Raw genomic sequence first — 15,153 nt, forward strand, 5'->3', positions numbered from 1 at the left:
GCCCCGCTCGCACGTCGGGTGGCTCGATCGCCCCCCGGAAGAAGGCGCTGCCCTACACTTATGCACAGCCGGCGACAACGCTGCCGGCTTCCATCCCCGGGTCAGAATTCAATCGGCAGGGGGGGTCAAAATTCAAGCGGCGCCGACATAAACCCCTGGATCGCCATGCAACCACCTCCGGACCGCTATTGTGGAGCTTCCGCGGACGATCGCATCACCCGCCAGCAGGAACGGCTGGCGGAGGGTAGGATTGAGCGATGACGTTCCCGTGCTGCGCCCGCATACGCCCGAGCCATCGGCAGCATTGAGCGGAGCTTTGCCCGCTCGCGCGGGCGTAGCTCAAGGTAGAGCGGAGTCCCTTATAAGGCTTGCGTTGCGGGTTCAAGTCCCGCCGTCCGCACCATTTCAATGAGTGAGGTCCGCCATGTCTGCACACGCCCCGGGCACACGAGTCGATCGCGTCTCATGCACGTCTACTTTGGGCGTGTGCTCTGCTGAACGCACTACATTCGTCGCCGAGGAGAAGCTCTGGGCGTACAAGCGCCAGAAGCAGCTGCGCGACTTGGAGCAACTCGAGGCCGGTTTCGCCACCGAAGATCAAATGAGTTGGTTTTCGGGGGGCCGGGCAAGAGCTTGCCGGCTGCTCAATTCGCCTTACTAGCGCTTCTCAAGTCCGGCACGACGTGCCGATGCTGACCTGCCGCTGTACAATCAGGTGAAGCGCTCCGCAGTGCACCGCGGGCTGCGCGAGGAGGAACGACCTCCCCCGTTGTGGGAAAAAATGTCCGGGACGGCCCGGCACTTCTTCTACCCACAATGACACCCACCACCCGCCGCGTCGTTCAAGCCATCCTGTACGAGGTGATCGCCATCGCCTTCGTCGGGCCTGTGCTCAGTGTTGCGTTCGACGAGCCGCAAACATCCACGTTTGGATTGGCAGTCGTCCTGTCGACGATTGCTTTGACGTGGAACTACGCATTCAACTGGGTCTTCGAGCGCTGGGAATCGCGCCAAGCTGTCCGGGGCCGCTCTTTAGCGAGGCGCCTTGCGCATGGCGTTGGATTCGAAGGAGGGCTCGCCGTCATCCTCATTCCGGTGATGTCGCTCTGGCTGGGCATTTCGCCGGCGGCTGCGTTCGTGGCCAATCTGGGGCTGCTCGCCTTCTTCTTCATCTACGCAGTGGTGTTCACCTGGGGGTTCGACCGTGTGTTCGGGCTGCCAGCATCAGCGGAGGCTGGAGAGCATGAGCAACGCTCGCACGTCCGGTCCGGCTTGTGAGCCGCTACGTCACAGGTCGCAATAAACGCTTTGATCAAGGAGCATCGTATGTACATGCCCCCGCAATTTGCCGAAGTTCGCGTCGATGAACTTCATCGGATCATCCAGGAGAACTCACTCGGGATCCTGGTTCGTCGAACCAGTGGCGGCCTTGAGGCGGACCACCTGCCTTTCCTGATCGGTACCGACGGTGATCATGGATCCCTCATCGCGCACGTGGCACGGGCAAACCCGGTCTGGCGCGAAGTTCGAGACGGAGACGAGGTCCTAGTCGTCTTCCGCGGCGTGCAGGGCTACATCTCGCCGAACTGGTACCCCGGAAAGCAAGAGACGCATCGGTACGTGCCGACCTGGAACTACGAAGTGGTGCACGCGCACGGCACGATCCACGTTCGCGACGACGAGAAGTTCGTGCGCGGCGTCGTGGCGCATCTGACGCGCAAGCACGAGGCGGATCAGCCCAGGCCGTGGAAGATGGGCGATGCGCCCGCGGACTACCTGACGGAGCAACTTGGGAACATCATCGGCATCGAGATCCGCCTCTCACGCCTGGAAGGCAAGCGCAAGCTCAATCAGCACCACAGGCAGCAGGACCGGGAGGGTGCGATTCAGGGCCTCGAATCTCAAGGCAACGTGGGACTGGCAAAGGCCATGCGTGACACCACCAAGCCTTCTCCCTGAGACTGTTCGATGTACACCGCTACGTTCACGTTTGCCAAGGGCGAGTACGACGACGAGTTCCACCAGCGTGACCAAGCCATAGCAGAGATGGCAAGGTCGATCCCGGGCTACCTGGGCGAGGAGGCTTGGGAAAACGCGGCATCCGGGCTGATCTCGACCGTCTACTACTGGCAGTCGCTGGAAGCACTCCAGCAGCTGATCGACCACCCCACGCATGTGGCCGCAAAGGAGCGATACGGCCGCTGGATCAAGGGGTATCACGTGACCATCGCACAGGTGCTTGACACCTACGGTGATGGCGGCATCGCCCACCCGCTCGGGAATGCAGCGGGGCGTGCGCCCCGCTTCAAGAAAGGATCGTCCACATGAGCAAGCCCCCGTCCGATCTCAAGCTGGAATCTTGGCTCGTGACCGCAGGCCGCAGCAGCGAAGCAGGCGCACCGTTGAACGTGCCGCTCGTGCCCGCGTCCAATTTCATGCTCGGGACTGCCCGCGCCTACGCGCGCGATGACGGAACACCCACGTGGGAAGCGCTGGAGGAGCTGCTGGGCGGCCTTGAGGCGGGTCGAGCTGTTGCGTTCGCCTCCGGCATGGCTGCGATCGCGGCTGTTTTCGACCAGCTCGCAGCTGGTTCGACAGTTGTGCTGCCCGACGACTGCTACCAGGGTGTCGCGGGTTTGGTGGAGGCCGGCGTGGGGCGCGGCCGCTGGTCGGTCCGGCGCATTGCGCTGCAGGACACGGCGGGGTGGGTAGAAGCTTGCAAGACGGCGGACCTTGTCTGGCTCGAGTCCCCGTCGAACCCTTTGCTCGGCGTAGCTGACCTGGAAGCTATTTGTGCCGCGCCGCGCAAGGCGGGGACGATCGTGGCCGTCGACAACACGTTTGCCACGCCGCTGAACCAGCGGCCGTTGGACTTTGGCGCCACAGTGGCGCTGCAGTCGGCCACCAAGTTCATTGGCGGCCACTCCGATCTGCTCGCAGGCGTCGCAACCACCCGCGACGAGGCGCTGTGGCATGCCCTCAAGAGCTCACGCGAACTGACAGGCGCCACACCAGGCACGCTCGAGGCATTTCTCGCCGTCCGAGGCGCGCGCACGATGGCGTTGCGCCTGGAGAGGGCTCAGCAATCGGCGATGCAGATCGCGGAGCGGCTCGCGGCGCATCCTGCCGTGGAACTGACCCGCTACCCCGGGCTTGCCTCTCACCCGACCCACGCCACGGCGAAGAGAGTGCTCAAGGGCTTCGGGACCATCATCTCCTTCGACATCCGTGGCGGCGCCGAGGCGGCAGACGCCTTGTGCAACCGGGTAACGTTGGTTCGACACGCGACCAGCCTGGGCGCCGTGGAAACAACCATGGAGCGCCGGGCCGCCGTGCCTGGCCAAGGCCACCTGCCGCCGTCTCTCTTGCGGCTGAGTGTGGGCATTGAGGATGTCGAAGATCTCTGGAAGGACCTCGACGCCGGCTTGCGCGCAGCTTCTCGGTAGAGCCGGGACGCGCGCGCCGGCTACGCACCCCTGAGCTGGGGGATCAGCTGCAACAGCAGCCAGTCGCGCCGCGCGCATCGGGCCGTTGCGCATGCGGCTGTGGTCCGAAAACGGCTGCTGTTGATGCGCGTCAACCCCCGAAAGACATGCCGACCACACAAAGGTGGCCCGGGACCACAGGCCTCTCCCGAACTCAGCCAGCGAAGAATTCGGCCTCGTACATGTACTGCGCATGGGCGACGACAACCTCGGGGTCGCTGTCGAACACGTCGCGCGGGCGTTTGCCGGCCAGGAATCTCGAGGGGTTGTTAAACCAGACCCGAAAGGCTTCGTCGCTATAGTGCGCGAGGATCTGCCGCGCTCGGGCGATAGCCGGGTGGGCAGGATCAGGGTCAATGTCGCCGGATCTGGCCATGTCCGCAGCTTACGACCGCAGCCCCGTTGGAATCAACTCGCGTCGGCTGGTATTTGGACGTTCGAAGAGGGGCTGCTGTATGCCTATAGCGACGCTAAGTACGCGACGCCATTGGACTTTTCGGCATTCTTGGTGCGTCAGCTAGATAATGCCGGGCCACATGAAAAAAGCCGCCCGAAGGCGGCTTTTTCATGACGCTGAAGCCGAAGCTTACTTGGCGCCCGAAGCGGCCGGGGCGGCAGCGGAGGCGGCGGCAGCAGCAGCACCCGCGGCGGCAGCGGCGGCGCCAGAGGCGGCGTCGGCGGCGGGGGCAGCGGCCGGCGCGGGGGCCGGGGCCGGAGCAGCAGGCGCGGGGGCCGGGGCCGGAGCGGGCGCCGGGGCTTCGGTCTTGCCACAAGCGGCCAGCGCGGCAGCGGCAACCAGCGTGGCCAGAACGAGCGACTTCTTCATTTCAGTTTTCCTTTGGGGGTGGATGAGGGGACAACAGTTTCCGGAAGATGGCCCCGGCGGCGATCCGCCGCCAGTGACAGAGGAGGAAAGCCTCGAGCGCCTTCCAGCTCAGCCGGCGATTATAGCTCGACAGTGCAAGTTCCTGCGGGAATACCCGGATGGAAAAGCCCGACGGGGCGAGCGGTCATCGCCTGCCGCTCATCCATGAGCCAGCTGTCGGCTTGCCTCAGAGGCCCAGCGTCGAGGCGGGAAACGCCGGCGAGGCCTTCTGCAGCCACTCGTTCATCAGCTCCCGCAGCGCCACGCGGCGCTCGGGCTCGGTGCCGCAGTAGCCGTTGCTGCGCTCGATGTCGCGCCGCTCCAGCACCCAGCCGGGGCTCCAGATCACGCTGGGGATGTCCAGCGGGTCGGCCGCGGCGCAGGCCTCGGCACGGATGATGTGCGCCCAGCGGCTGCGCCAGGCGACGAAGCGCGCATGCCGCCGCACCACGTCGTCATAGCGCTTGGCGAGCAGCGTGATGTGGCGGCCAGTCTTGGACCAGTCGGCGAGCGACTCCACCACCGCGCGCTCGCCCAGCGGCCAGTCCTCGAAGGTGGCGTCGCTCAGGATGATCTCGCGCCAGCCCTCGCGCGCCGCGGTGGCGAGCGCGTCGCGCACGAGCTGGCGGAAGGCCTCGCGGCCCTCGAAGCGGCCGGTGGGCAGCGGCGCCGGCGCGGCGCCTTCGGCAGGGGTATCGGTCATGGCGTTGCTCCTTCGGGGTGGACCCAGCCGGCCTCGCACCACAAGGCCAGCAGGGACTGCGCGTCCTCGCTGGCGGCGCGGACGGCGGGGGCATCGAGGCGGCGCGCATCGGCCAGGCGGCGCATCAGCGTGGCGTCTCGCCCGGCGGCGCGCCAGCTCTCGCCGTTCACGAAGATGTGCCGGGCGTCATACATCATGCGGGTGCGCGCATCCAGCACCACCGCACCCAGCCGCCGTGGCGCGCGGCCGGACTCGAACCACACGTTGGGCTTGGGCTCGGTGAGAGATTCGCCCAGGGCGCGGTCGAGCGCGTGCGGGTCCTTCAGCGCGGCGGCCACGGCCTCGGCGGCAAAACGCTGCAGCGCCTCCGGGATGGCGCCGGGCGTGGCCGTGGCGGGCTGGCCGGCATCGCGATACAGGCGCTCTGGCAGCTCACCGGCTTCGTCGGCCACGCGCTGCAGCAGGTCGCGCGCGAGGTCCGCGCGGGCCGGCACGCGAAAGCCGATGGAGTAGGTCTGGCACTCGCCCTCGGCGATGCCGTCGTGCGCCCACTCGGGCGGCAGGTAGAGCATGTCGCCGGGCTCCAGCACCCATTCGTGCTCCACCTCGAAGTGCTTCAGGATCTTGAGTGGCAGGCCCTCGACCAGCGTCAGATCCTTCTGGCGGCCGATGCGCCAGCGGCGGCGGCCATGCGCCTGCAGCAGGAAGACGTCGTAGCTGTCGTAGTGCGGGCCCACGCCACCGCCATCGGTGGCGAGGCTGATCATCAGGTCATCGAGCCGCGCGGCGGGCACGAAGGCGAACTGCTGCAGCAGCGCGTGCGAGGCAGGATGATGCAGGTCCACGCCCTGCACCAGCAGCGTCCAGTTCGGGCGGGTGAGCGGGGGCAGCGCGCGGCGCGCGAAGGGCCCGCGCTGCAGGCGCCAGCCCGCCTTGGGATCCTGCGCGACCAGGCGCGACTCCACCTCGTCGCGCGCAGCCAGCTCGAACAGGGTCTGGCGGCTGATGGGCGCGCGGAAGCCGGGGATGGCCTGGCGCACCAGCAGCGGCTTGCGTTGCCAGTACCGGCGCATGAAGGCGGCGGGCGAGAGGCCGCCGAGCAGGGTGAGCGGTGTGTCGATGTCCATGGGGTGCTGCGACAATTCTCCTATGGAAATCACACCGCAATGCGTCGTCGCGCTCTCCTGGACCCTGAAGGACACACTGGGGGAAGAGCTGGACCGGCTCGACGAGCCCGTGGAATTCTTCGTGGGCGGCCAGGACCTGCTGGCGAAGATCGAGGAGGCGCTGCAGGGCCACGAGCCCGGCGACCGGCTCGATCTGCACCTGGAGCCGGAAGATGCCTTCGGCGACTACGACGAGACGCGCGTGTTCCTGGAGCCACGCGGGGTGTTCCCGGCGGAGCTGGAGGAAGGCATGACCTTCGAGGGCCTGCCGCCCGGCGCCACCAGCGCGGACGCGCCGAAGGACCTGCTCTACACCGTGACGGAGATCTACCCCGAGCACGTGGTGCTGGACGGCAATCACCCGCTGGCCGGGATCGCGCTGCGCCTGCACCTGAAGGTGGAGGCCGTGCGCGAGGCGACGGAGGCGGAAGTCGGCGCGGGGACGCTGGGGACGGGGTTCTTCAGGGGGGGGGGGGGGGGGCATCGCTGGGGTTGCGCTGTCGCTCCACCCCAGCCTACGAAAACCAGCCCCTGCCCCTCGTCGTTTCCTACCCCTTGCCGGTCGACCCGTAGCCGCCCTCGCCGCGTTGCGTGGGCGGAAACTCGCTGACCACGTTGAATTGCGCCTGCACCACCGGCACGATGACGAGCTGGGCGAGGCGCTCCATGGGCTGCAACGTGAAGGCCACATCGCTGCGGTTCCACGCGCTCACCATCAGCTGGCCCTGGTAGTCGCTGTCGATCAGGCCCACCAGGTTGCCCAGCACGATGCCGTGCTTGTGGCCCAGGCCCGAGCGCGGCAGGATGAGCGCGGCATAGCCGGGGTCCTTCAGCCAGATGGCGATGCCGGTGGGCACCAGCTGCCAGGCATTGGGTGCCAGCGTCAGCGGGGCGTCGATGCACGCGCGCAGGTCGAGCCCGGCGCTGCCTGGCGTGGCATAGGCGGGCATCTGGTCGACCATCCGCGGGTCGAGCACTTTCACGTCGATTTGCATGGGGGGTCCTCAGGTCGCGATGCCACCGGGCAGGCGGCGGGCGATCTCGCGCACCAGCAGGCGCGCGCATTCGGTCTTGCTGGCGCGCGGCAGCTCCTGCACGCCCTGCGCGTCCACCAGCAGCATCTGGTTGTCGTCCTGGCCGAAGGTGAGCGGGCCGATGTTGCCCACCAGCAGCGGGATGCCCTTGCGCGCGCGCTTGGCCGTGGCATGCGCCACCAGGTCATGGCTTTCCGCCGCGAAGCCCACGCAGAAGAGCGCGCCGCTGCGCGCGCGGTCCGACTGCGCGACGGTGAGCAGGATGTCGGGGTTCTCGGTGAAAGCGACGGTGGGCGCGTCCCCGCTGCCATCCTTCTTGATCTTTTGGTCGGCCTGGGTCAGCGGCCGCCAATCGGCCACGGCGGCGGTGGCAATGAAGATGTCGGCCGCCGGCACCTCGGCCTGCGTGGCCGCCAGCATGTCGCGCGCGGACTTCACGTCCACCCGGCGCACCCCGCGCGGCGTGGCCAGGCTCACCGGGCCGGCGACCACCACCACCTCGGCGCCGGCCTCGCGCGCGGCGCGGGCGATGGCAAAGCCCATCTTGCCGGAGGAATGGTTGGTGATGCCGCGGATCGGGTCCAGCGCCTCGAAGGTGGGCCCGGCCGTTACCACCACGCGCCGGCCGGCCAGCACCTTGGGCTGGAAGAAGGCCACCAGGTCGGCCAGCAGCTCGGCCGGCTCCAGCATGCGGCCATCGCCTGTCTCACCGCAGGCCTGGTCACCGCGGCCCACGCCCAGCACCACAGCGCCGTCGGCCGCCACCTGGGCCAGGTTGCGCTGCGTGGCCGGATGCGCCCACATCTCGCGGTTCATGGCCGGGGCCAGCAGCAGCGGCACGCGCTCCACCGGGCGCGCCAGGCACATCAGGCTGAGCAGTTCATCCGCACGGCCCTGCACCAGGCGCGCGATGAAGTCGGCGCTGCACGGCGCGATGAGCATCGCATCCGCCTCGCGCGACAGGTTGATGTGCGGCATGTTGTTGGGCTCGCGGCCGTCCCACTGCGAGGTGTAGACCGCGCGGCCTGAAAGCGCCTGCATCGTGACGGGCGTGATGAACTGCTCGGCCGCTTCCGTCATGACCACCTGCACGGTGGCGCCCGCCTTCACGAGCAGGCGGCACAGCTCCGCCGACTTGTAGCAGGCGATGCCGCCGGTGAGGCCCAGGACGATGTGCTTGCCGGCGAGTTCCATCGGGCGAGTTTAGCGCCCCTATAATCCCGCTTTACCACCTCCCCGGGGGCCACGCGCTTCCGACCTGACATGACCAAATTCGTCTTCGTCACCGGCGGTGTGGTGTCCTCCCTGGGCAAGGGAATCGCCTCAGCCTCCCTCGCAGCGATCCTGGAGTCGCGGGGCCTCAAAGTCACTCTCATCAAGCTCGATCCGTACATCAACGTCGATCCGGGCACCATGTCGCCGTTCCAGCACGGCGAGGTGTTCGTCACCGACGACGGCGCCGAGACTGACCTGGACCTGGGCCACTACGAGCGTTTCGTCACCACGCGCATGCGCCGCGCGAACAACTTCACCACCGGCCAGATCTACAAGTCGGTCCTGGAGAAGGAACGCCGCGGCGACTACCTGGGCAAGACGGTGCAGGTGATCCCGCACATCACCAACGAGATCCAGGAATTCATCCGCCGGGGCGCCGGCGTGGGCACCCCCACCGAGATGGACGTCGCCATCGTGGAGATCGGCGGCACCGTGGGCGACATCGAGTCGCTGCCGTTCCTGGAGGCGGTGCGCCAGATGGCGCTGAAGGCCGGCCCCAACAACGCCGCCTTCGTGCACCTGACCTACGTGCCCTGGATCGCCGCCGCGGGCGAGCTGAAGACCAAGCCCACGCAGCACACGGTGCAGAAGCTGCGCGAGATCGGCATCCAGGCCGACGCCCTGCTGTGCCGCGCCGACCGCAAGATCCCCGAGGACGAGGCCGAGAAGATCAGCCTCTTCACCAACGTCGCCAAGTGGGGCGTGATCAGCATGCCCGACGTGGACACCATCTACAAGGTGCCGCGCGTGCTGCATGAGCAGGGCCTGGACGGCCTGATCTGCGACAAGCTGCGGCTGAACACGCCGCCGGCCAACCTGAAGCGCTGGGACGACCTGGTGTACGAGGTGGAGCACCCGCGCGGCGAGGTCACCATCGCCATGGTCGGCAAGTACGTGGACCTGTCGGACAGCTACAAGTCCCTCAACGAGGCGCTGCGCCACGCCGGCCTGAAGAACCACGTGCGCGTGAAGATCGACTACGTCGACTCCGAGACGCTGACGCCGGAATCCGTGGGCCAGCTCGGCAAGTACGACGCCATCCTGGTGCCGGGCGGCTTCGGCAAGCGCGGCATCGAGGGCAAGATCGCCGCCGCCCGCTTCGCACGCGAGAACAAGGTGCCCTACCTCGGCATCTGCCTGGGCATGCAGGTCGCGACCATCGAGTACGCCCGTGACGTCGCGGGCCTGCCGGGCGCCAACAGCACCGAGTTCGATCCGCATTGCGCACACCCGGTCATCGCCCTCATCAACGAATGGCAGGACGCCGATGGCTCCATCCAGACGCGCAGCGAGCAGTCTGATCTGGGCGGCACCATGCGGCTGGGCGCGCAAAGCTCGGATGTCGCGCGCGGCACGCTCGCGCACCGCATCTACGGCGACGTGGTGACCGAGCGCCACCGCCACCGCTACGAGGCCAACGTGAAGTACCTCGACACGCTGCGCAAGTCCGGCCTCGTGATCTCCGCGCTCACCCAGCGCGAACAGCTGACCGAGATCGTCGAGCTACCGCAGGAAGCGCACCCCTGGTTCATGGGCGTGCAGTTCCACCCCGAGTTCAAGTCCACCCCCTGGGACGGCCACCCGCTGTTCAACTCGTTCGTCCAGGCCGCGTGCGAGCACCAGGCCGCCGGCGGCGGCAAGGCGCAGCTCAAGGCCGTGAAGTAGCACCATGCAGCTCTGCGGATTCGACGTCGGCCTCGACAAGCCCTTCTTCCTGATCGCCGGCCCCTGCGTGGTGGAGTCCGAGCAATTGCAGATGGACGTGGCGGGGCAACTGAAGGAGATGACCGGTGCGCTGGGCATCCCTTTCCTCTTCAAGAGCAGCTACGACAAGGCCAACCGCTCCTCGGGCAGCAGCTTCCGCGGGCCCGGCATGTCGCGCGGCCTGGAGATCCTGGCCAAGGTGAAGAAGGATCTGGGCGTGCCGGTGATCACCGACGTGCACACCGAGGCCGAGGTGCCCGAGGTGGCCAAGGTGGTCGACATGCTGCAGACGCCCGCCTTCCTGTGCCGCCAGACCGACTTCATCCGCGCGGTGGCGCAGAGCGGCCTGCCGGTCAACATCAAGAAGGGCCAGTTCCTCGCGCCGCACGACATGAAGCACGTGATCCAGAAGGCCCGCGACGCCGCGCGCGAGAAGGGCCTGTCGGAAGACCGCTTCACGGCCTGCGAGCGCGGCGCCAGCTTCGGCTACAACAACCTCGTGTCCGACATGCGCTCGCTCGCCATCCTGCGCGAGACGGGCGCGCCGGTGGTCTTTGACGCCACGCATTCGGTGCAGCTGCCCGGCGGCCAGGGCGCCAGCTCCGGCGGCCAGCGGGAGTTCGTGCCCGTGCTGTCGCGCGCCGCGGTGGCGGTCGGCGTGGCCGGCCTGTTCATGGAAACCCACCCGGACCCGGACCACGCCCTGTCTGACGGGCCGAACGCCGTGCCGCTGAAGCACATGCGCGCCCTGCTGGAGACGCTGGTCGAGCTGGATCGCGTGACGAAGAAGAACGGGTTCCTGGAAACGTCCTTTCAACCGTGAACCCACTGCCGTCCGATCCTGAACTGGCTGCGCTGATGCGCAGGCTGCTGCCGCATGCGCAGGCCGCCTGGCTCTTCGGCAGCGCGGCTGAGGGTCGCATGCGCACTGACAGTGACGTCGACATCGCCGTGTGGCACCCCTCCCCGTTGACCGGGCCGGCCCGGTTCGAGGCCGCTTGCGCCGCTGCAAGCGCCATGGGGCGGGATGTCGATCTGCTTGATCTGCTGCGCTTGCCGGCCGCGATGCAGGCTCATGTGCTGCAGTCCGGCCGGCTGCTCTTTGCCGAGTCGCCGCTTCAGTTGCTCCACCTGAAGGCAAGGGTGATGCGCGACTACCAGGACATGCAAGCCTGGCATGCGCCGATGGTCGCTGCCCTGGCGGACAGGCTGCGGCAGAAGGTGGCGGCATGAATCGGTCCGTGTTGCGTGATGCGCTGGCGCAGAAGGCCGACCGCATCACCCGCTGCATCGCCCGCGCCCGGGCAGAACGTGCGGCAGCCACGAACTTTGCCTGTGACCTGACGCATCAGGACGCAGCCATCCTCAATGTGCAACGCGCCTGTGAACTGGCGATCGACATGGCCAACATGGTCGTGGCCGAAAAACAGTGGGGTTTGCCGGCCAGCGCTCGCGAGTCGTTCGCGTTGCTTCATTCGAACGGCTGGATCGACGCTGATCTCGCAGGCAGCCTGGGCCGCATGGTCGGGTTCCGCAACGTCGCCGTCCACGCCTATGATGACCTCGATCTAAGCATCGCCGAGGCCGTGATCGACTCGGACATTGATTGCCTGAGCCGCCTTGCCAGCATCCTCCTTGACCGCACCGCCTGATCCCATGCCCAGCGCCTACATCTTCGCCAACGTCGACGTCCTGGATCCCGTAGCCTACGAGGAATACCGGCGCGTCTCCACCATCGCCATGAAGGCCCACGGAGCCGAGGTGTGCATCCGCGGCGGTGCCCACGAGACGCTGGAGGGCGATCCCGGCCTGCAGCGCGTGGTGATGCTCAAGTTCCCGAGCAAGGAGGCCGCGCGCGCCTTCTACGACTCACCCGAGTACACCGCCGCCCGCAAGGCCCGCGAAGGCATCGCCGTGATGCGCATGGCCCTCATCGAAGGCGCCTGACGCGCCCCCCAAGAACCCCAAACTTCAAGACTAGAGAAACTGCACCATGAGCGCCATCGTTGACATCGTCGGCCGTGAAATCCTGGATTCGCGCGGCAACCCCACCGTGGAATGCGACGTGCTGCTGGAATCCGGCACCATGGGCCGCGCGGCCGTGCCTTCCGGGGCCTCCACCGGCAGCCGCGAGGCCATCGAGCTGCGCGACGGCGACCCGAAGCGCTACCTGGGCAAGGGCGTGCTCAAGGCCGTGGAGCACATCAACACCGAGATCTCCGAGTCGGTGCTGGGCCTCGATGCCTCCGAGCAGGCCTTCCTGGACAAGACCCTGATCGACCTGGACGGCACCGACAACAAGAGCCGCCTGGGCGCCAACGCCACGCTGGCCGTCTCCATGGCCGTGGCGCGCGCCGCCGCGGAGGAATCGGGCCTGCCGCTGTACCGCTACTTCGGCGGCATGAACGGCAACCTGCTGCCCGTGCCGATGATGAACGTGGTCAACGGCGGCGCGCACGCCAACAACAACCTCGATCTGCAGGAGCTGATGATCATCCCCGTGGGGGCGCCGAGCTTCCGCGAGGCGATGCGCTACGGCGCCGAGGTCTTCCACGCGCTCAAGAAGATCATTCACGACAAGAACATGTCGATCGCGGTGGGCGACGAAGGCGGCTTTGCGCCTAACGTCGAGAACCACGAGGCCGCGATCCAGATGATCCTGCAGGCGATCGAGAAGGCCGGCTACACCCCGGGCGAGCAGATCGCGCTGGGCCTGGACTGCGCCTCCAGCGAGTTCTACAAGGACGGCAAGTACGTGCTGGGCGCCGAGGGCCTTTCGCTGCCCGCGGGTGAGTGGGCCGGCATCCTGGAGAGCTGGGTCGCCAAGTACCCGATCATCAGCATCGAGGACGGCATGGCCGAGGGCGACTGGGACGGCTGGAAGCTGCTGACCGAGCGCCTGGGCCAGAAGGTGCAGCTGGTGGGCGACGACCTGTTCGTCACCAACACCAAGATCCTGAAGGAAGGCATCGACAAGGGCATCGCCAACTCGATCCTGATCAAGATCAACCAGATCGGCACCCTGTCGGAGACGTTCGCCGCCATCGAGATGGCCAAGCGCGCCAACTACACGGCCGTGATCAGCCACCGCAGCGGCGAGACCGAGGACTCCACCATCGCCGACATCGCGGTGGGCACCAACGCCGGCCAGATCAAGACCGGCTCGCTCTCGCGCAGCGACCGCATGGCCAAGTACAACCAGCTCCTGCGCATCGAGGAAGACCTGGGCGACGTGGCGCAGTACCCCGGCCGCGCCGCCTTCTACAACCTGCGCCGCGTCTGAGCCCGCCGTGAGCCACCGCGCCGTCGCCGCCTTGCTGCTGGGCCTGCTGGGCATGGTGCAGGCCCAGCTGTGGTTCGGCCGCGGCAGCGTGGGCGAGGTGGCGCAGATGCAGCGCAAGCTCGACGAGCAGAAGGCCCGCAACGTCGTCGCGGCCCAGGCCAACGAGCGGCTCTCCGCCGAAGTGCGCGACCTGCAGGAAGGCCTGGAGACGGTCGAAGAGAAAGCCCGGCTGGAGCTGGGCATGGTGCGGCCGAACGAGATCTACGTGCAGGTGACGAAGTAGCGGGCGTCGTCCACGGACAAGGCCCCTCACGTCACCCAGCCCCACGTGCTGCCCGACGCCTTTCTCGCCGCCGCCTTCACGGCCTTCGGCGCCCCGGTGAGCTGGCTGGAGCTCATCGCCGTGGTGCTGGCGCTGGCCATGGTGGGCTGCAACATCCGTGAGATCCACTGGGGCTGGCCACTCGCCATCGCCAGCTCGCTGCTGTACTTCGAGCTCTTCTGGCGCAGCCGGCTCTATGGCGATGCGTCGTTGCAGATCTTCTTTGCGATCGTGGCCGGCTGGGGCTGGTTCCAGTGGCTGCGCGGGCGCCGCGCGGACGGCAGCGCGCTGCGCGTGGCGCGGCTCACCATCCGTGGACGCTGGGCCGTACTCGCCGCGTGCGCGGTGCTTTGGCCGCTGACCGGCGCCTTCCTGCTCACCTTCACGGATACCGACGTGCCCTGGTGGGATGCCTTCCCCACGGCCGTGAGCGTGGTCGGCCAGATCCTCCTGGGCCGCAAGTTCATCGAGAACTGGCTGGTGTGGATCGTCGTCAACATCGTTAGCGTGGGCCTGTTCGCCTACAAGGGGCTGTGGCTCACCACTGGCCTCTACGTGCTGTTCATCGCGCTCAGCGTGGCGGGCTGGCGCGCCTGGAAGGCCCGGCTGTGACCGCGCGCCGCATCGCCCTGCTGGGCGCCGAGAGCACCGGCAAGACGCAGCTCGCGGCCGACCTGGCCACCCACTGGCGCTCGCGCGGCCGCCGCGTGATCGTGGTGGACGAGGTGCTGCGCGAGTGGTGCGCGCGCGAGGGCCGCACGCCCCGCCCCGAGGAGCAGGAGCCGATCGCACGCGAACAGGAGAGGCGCGTGGACGAAGCAGCGGCCAGCGGCGCCGAGATCGTGATCGCCGACACCACGGCGGTGATGGTGGCCGTCTACAGCGCGATGCTCTTCGCCGACGGCTCGCTGCTGCAGTTCGCCCTGCAGCGCCAGCGCACCTACCACGCCACGCTGGTCACCGGCCTCGACCTGCCCTGGGTCGCCGACGGCCTGCAGCGCGACGGCCCGCACGTGCGCCCGCCGGTCGACGCGCAGGTGCGCGAGCTGCTGGCGCGGGGCGAGGTGCCCTATCAGGTGGTCTACGGCAATGGGCCGCAGCGCCTGGCGCACGCGCTGCGTGCGCTGGGTGAGGCGGACGATCTCGGGGACGGTGGCGCCGCGCTTGCTGCCTGCTGCGAACGCTGTGGGGACGGAACCTGCGAGCGGCATCTGTTCACGCGGCTGGTGGGCGCGAGGGGCGGCCAAGGGGTCTGAGGCCCTGATCCGAACCGCCACGCACGTCACGCCATTGCACTGTCGATCACCACGGTGACC

19 protein-coding genes, 1 tRNA gene and 1 pseudogene are annotated in these 15,153 nt (G+C 67.8%); 15 read left to right on the forward strand and 6 right to left on the reverse strand.

Annotated elements, in window-relative coordinates; translation table 11 throughout:
* Positions 1 to 328: 328 nt before the first annotated feature.
* From ACE3T5_RS05590 to ACE3T5_RS05610, 5 genes are all read left to right on the forward strand, one after another.
* Positions 329 to 403: transfer RNA gene (locus ACE3T5_RS05590), tRNA-Ile, on the forward strand.
* Positions 404 to 816: 413 nt separating this feature from the next.
* Positions 817 to 1,278: a PACE efflux transporter gene (locus ACE3T5_RS05595; protein ID WP_374665335.1), complete on the forward strand. Its 462-nt coding sequence runs from the start codon at positions 817 to 819 to the stop codon at positions 1,276 to 1,278.
* A 48-nt stretch (positions 1,279 to 1,326) separates the two neighbouring features.
* Entirely contained in the window at positions 1,327 to 1,959 is a 633-nt protein-coding gene (locus ACE3T5_RS05600) for an FMN-binding negative transcriptional regulator (RefSeq protein WP_374665337.1), read from the forward strand.
* Positions 1,960 to 1,968: 9 nt separating this feature from the next.
* The gene (locus tag ACE3T5_RS05605; protein ID WP_374665339.1) at positions 1,969 to 2,328 is read left to right on the forward strand and encodes an antibiotic biosynthesis monooxygenase; all 360 of its coding nucleotides are present in this window, start codon (positions 1,969 to 1,971) and stop codon (positions 2,326 to 2,328) included.
* Positions 2,325 to 3,446, forward strand: a complete 1,122-nt coding sequence (locus tag ACE3T5_RS05610; RefSeq protein ID WP_374665341.1) for a PLP-dependent aspartate aminotransferase family protein — start codon at positions 2,325 to 2,327, stop codon at positions 3,444 to 3,446. The genes ACE3T5_RS05605 and ACE3T5_RS05610 overlap by 4 nt, the downstream gene beginning before the upstream one ends.
* 193 nt (positions 3,447 to 3,639) lie before the next feature.
* On the opposite strand, the gene ACE3T5_RS05615 is transcribed toward ACE3T5_RS05610, so the two are convergent.
* The 4 genes from ACE3T5_RS05615 to ACE3T5_RS05630 all read right to left on the reverse strand — a co-directional run bounded on the left by ACE3T5_RS05615 (position 3,640) and on the right by ACE3T5_RS05630 (position 6,180).
* The gene (locus tag ACE3T5_RS05615; RefSeq protein WP_374665343.1) at positions 3,640 to 3,861 is read right to left on the reverse strand and encodes a hypothetical protein; all 222 of its coding nucleotides are present in this window, start codon (positions 3,859 to 3,861) and stop codon (positions 3,640 to 3,642) included.
* Positions 3,862 to 4,071: 210 nt separating this feature from the next.
* Entirely contained in the window at positions 4,072 to 4,311 is a 240-nt protein-coding gene (locus ACE3T5_RS05620; protein ID WP_374665345.1) for a hypothetical protein, read from the reverse strand.
* A gap of 226 nt (positions 4,312 to 4,537) precedes the next feature.
* Positions 4,538 to 5,053, reverse strand: a complete 516-nt coding sequence (locus ACE3T5_RS05625) for a hypothetical protein (protein WP_374665347.1) — start codon at positions 5,051 to 5,053, stop codon at positions 4,538 to 4,540.
* Entirely contained in the window at positions 5,050 to 6,180 is a 1,131-nt protein-coding gene (locus ACE3T5_RS05630; protein ID WP_374665349.1) for a JmjC domain-containing protein, read from the reverse strand. The genes ACE3T5_RS05625 and ACE3T5_RS05630 overlap by 4 nt, the downstream gene beginning before the upstream one ends.
* 22 nt (positions 6,181 to 6,202) lie before the next feature.
* Between ACE3T5_RS05630 and ACE3T5_RS05635 the strand changes: the two are divergent.
* Positions 6,203 to 6,685: pseudogene (locus ACE3T5_RS05635) on the forward strand (peptidylprolyl isomerase); the annotation flags it as partial.
* An 82-nt stretch (positions 6,686 to 6,767) separates the two neighbouring features.
* Here ACE3T5_RS05635 and dut read toward each other — a convergent pair.
* Together dut and coaBC are read right to left on the reverse strand one after the other, a co-directional pair.
* The gene (gene dut, locus ACE3T5_RS05640) at positions 6,768 to 7,214 is read right to left on the reverse strand and encodes a dUTP diphosphatase (protein ID WP_374665351.1); all 447 of its coding nucleotides are present in this window, start codon (positions 7,212 to 7,214) and stop codon (positions 6,768 to 6,770) included.
* 9 nt (positions 7,215 to 7,223) lie between these two features.
* A complete protein-coding gene (coaBC, locus tag ACE3T5_RS05645) occupies positions 7,224 to 8,447 on the reverse strand; it encodes a bifunctional phosphopantothenoylcysteine decarboxylase/phosphopantothenate--cysteine ligase CoaBC (RefSeq protein WP_374665353.1) in 1,224 nt (407 codons plus the stop codon).
* Positions 8,448 to 8,516: 69 nt separating this feature from the next.
* Here coaBC and ACE3T5_RS05650 point away from each other — a divergent pair, with 69 nt between their 5' ends.
* Genes ACE3T5_RS05650 through ACE3T5_RS05690 form a run of 9 tightly spaced genes read left to right on the forward strand, consistent with a single transcriptional unit; the run spans position 8,517 to position 15,093 of the window.
* Positions 8,517 to 10,193: a CTP synthase gene (locus tag ACE3T5_RS05650; protein WP_374665355.1), complete on the forward strand. Its 1,677-nt coding sequence runs from the start codon at positions 8,517 to 8,519 to the stop codon at positions 10,191 to 10,193.
* A 4-nt stretch (positions 10,194 to 10,197) separates the two neighbouring features.
* On the forward strand, positions 10,198 to 11,055 hold the full coding sequence (gene kdsA / locus ACE3T5_RS05655) for a 3-deoxy-8-phosphooctulonate synthase (protein WP_374665357.1): 858 nt from the start codon (positions 10,198 to 10,200) through the stop codon (positions 11,053 to 11,055).
* The gene (locus tag ACE3T5_RS05660; protein ID WP_374665360.1) at positions 11,052 to 11,465 is read left to right on the forward strand and encodes a nucleotidyltransferase domain-containing protein; all 414 of its coding nucleotides are present in this window, start codon (positions 11,052 to 11,054) and stop codon (positions 11,463 to 11,465) included. The genes kdsA and ACE3T5_RS05660 overlap by 4 nt, the downstream gene beginning before the upstream one ends.
* Complete coding sequence (locus ACE3T5_RS05665; RefSeq protein WP_374665362.1) at positions 11,462 to 11,884, forward strand: DUF86 domain-containing protein; 423 nt, start codon at positions 11,462 to 11,464, stop codon at positions 11,882 to 11,884. The genes ACE3T5_RS05660 and ACE3T5_RS05665 overlap by 4 nt, the downstream gene beginning before the upstream one ends.
* Before the next feature lie 4 nt (positions 11,885 to 11,888).
* Positions 11,889 to 12,179 carry a DUF1330 domain-containing protein gene (locus ACE3T5_RS05670; protein WP_374665364.1) on the forward strand — a complete coding sequence of 97 codons (291 nt, stop codon included), beginning with the start codon at positions 11,889 to 11,891 and terminating at the stop codon, positions 12,177 to 12,179.
* A 46-nt stretch (positions 12,180 to 12,225) separates the two neighbouring features.
* Positions 12,226 to 13,515, forward strand: a complete 1,290-nt coding sequence (gene eno / locus ACE3T5_RS05675; protein ID WP_374665366.1) for a phosphopyruvate hydratase — start codon at positions 12,226 to 12,228, stop codon at positions 13,513 to 13,515.
* A 52-nt stretch (positions 13,516 to 13,567) separates the two neighbouring features.
* Positions 13,568 to 13,798 (forward strand): septum formation initiator family protein, encoded by a 231-nt coding sequence (locus tag ACE3T5_RS05680; protein ID WP_374665485.1) that lies wholly within the window; start codon positions 13,568 to 13,570, stop codon positions 13,796 to 13,798.
* A 48-nt stretch (positions 13,799 to 13,846) separates the two neighbouring features.
* A complete protein-coding gene (pnuC, locus tag ACE3T5_RS05685; protein ID WP_374665487.1) occupies positions 13,847 to 14,449 on the forward strand; it encodes a nicotinamide riboside transporter PnuC in 603 nt (200 codons plus the stop codon).
* Complete coding sequence (locus tag ACE3T5_RS05690) at positions 14,446 to 15,093, forward strand: AAA family ATPase (protein ID WP_374665368.1); 648 nt, start codon at positions 14,446 to 14,448, stop codon at positions 15,091 to 15,093. The genes pnuC and ACE3T5_RS05690 overlap by 4 nt, the downstream gene beginning before the upstream one ends.
* Positions 15,094 to 15,153 lie beyond the last annotated feature (60 nt).

Origin of the sequence: Ramlibacter sp. (assembly GCF_041916345.1) — a bacterium.
Taxonomy (GTDB): domain Bacteria; phylum Pseudomonadota; class Gammaproteobacteria; order Burkholderiales; family Burkholderiaceae_C; genus Ramlibacter.

Coding starts and splice junctions, on each gene's coding strand:
- ACE3T5_RS05595 (WP_374665335.1), top strand. CDS start 817: ATGACACCCACCACCCGCCGCGTCGTTCAAGCCATCCTGTACGAGGTG.
- ACE3T5_RS05600 (WP_374665337.1), top strand. CDS start 1,327: ATGTACATGCCCCCGCAATTTGCCGAAGTTCGCGTCGATGAACTTCAT.
- ACE3T5_RS05605 (WP_374665339.1), top strand. CDS start 1,969: ATGTACACCGCTACGTTCACGTTTGCCAAGGGCGAGTACGACGACGAG.
- ACE3T5_RS05610 (WP_374665341.1), top strand. CDS start 2,325: ATGAGCAAGCCCCCGTCCGATCTCAAGCTGGAATCTTGGCTCGTGACC.
- ACE3T5_RS05615 (WP_374665343.1), bottom strand. CDS start 3,861: ATGGCCAGATCCGGCGACATTGACCCTGATCCTGCCCACCCGGCTATC.
- ACE3T5_RS05620 (WP_374665345.1), bottom strand. CDS start 4,311: ATGAAGAAGTCGCTCGTTCTGGCCACGCTGGTTGCCGCTGCCGCGCTG.
- ACE3T5_RS05625 (WP_374665347.1), bottom strand. CDS start 5,053: ATGACCGATACCCCTGCCGAAGGCGCCGCGCCGGCGCCGCTGCCCACC.
- ACE3T5_RS05630 (WP_374665349.1), bottom strand. CDS start 6,180: ATGGACATCGACACACCGCTCACCCTGCTCGGCGGCCTCTCGCCCGCC.
- dut (WP_374665351.1), bottom strand. CDS start 7,214: ATGCAAATCGACGTGAAAGTGCTCGACCCGCGGATGGTCGACCAGATG.
- coaBC (WP_374665353.1), bottom strand. CDS start 8,447: ATGGAACTCGCCGGCAAGCACATCGTCCTGGGCCTCACCGGCGGCATC.
- ACE3T5_RS05650 (WP_374665355.1), top strand. CDS start 8,517: ATGACCAAATTCGTCTTCGTCACCGGCGGTGTGGTGTCCTCCCTGGGC.
- kdsA (WP_374665357.1), top strand. CDS start 10,198: ATGCAGCTCTGCGGATTCGACGTCGGCCTCGACAAGCCCTTCTTCCTG.
- ACE3T5_RS05665 (WP_374665362.1), top strand. CDS start 11,462: ATGAATCGGTCCGTGTTGCGTGATGCGCTGGCGCAGAAGGCCGACCGC.
- ACE3T5_RS05670 (WP_374665364.1), top strand. CDS start 11,889: ATGCCCAGCGCCTACATCTTCGCCAACGTCGACGTCCTGGATCCCGTA.
- eno (WP_374665366.1), top strand. CDS start 12,226: ATGAGCGCCATCGTTGACATCGTCGGCCGTGAAATCCTGGATTCGCGC.
- ACE3T5_RS05680 (WP_374665485.1), top strand. CDS start 13,568: ATGGTGCAGGCCCAGCTGTGGTTCGGCCGCGGCAGCGTGGGCGAGGTG.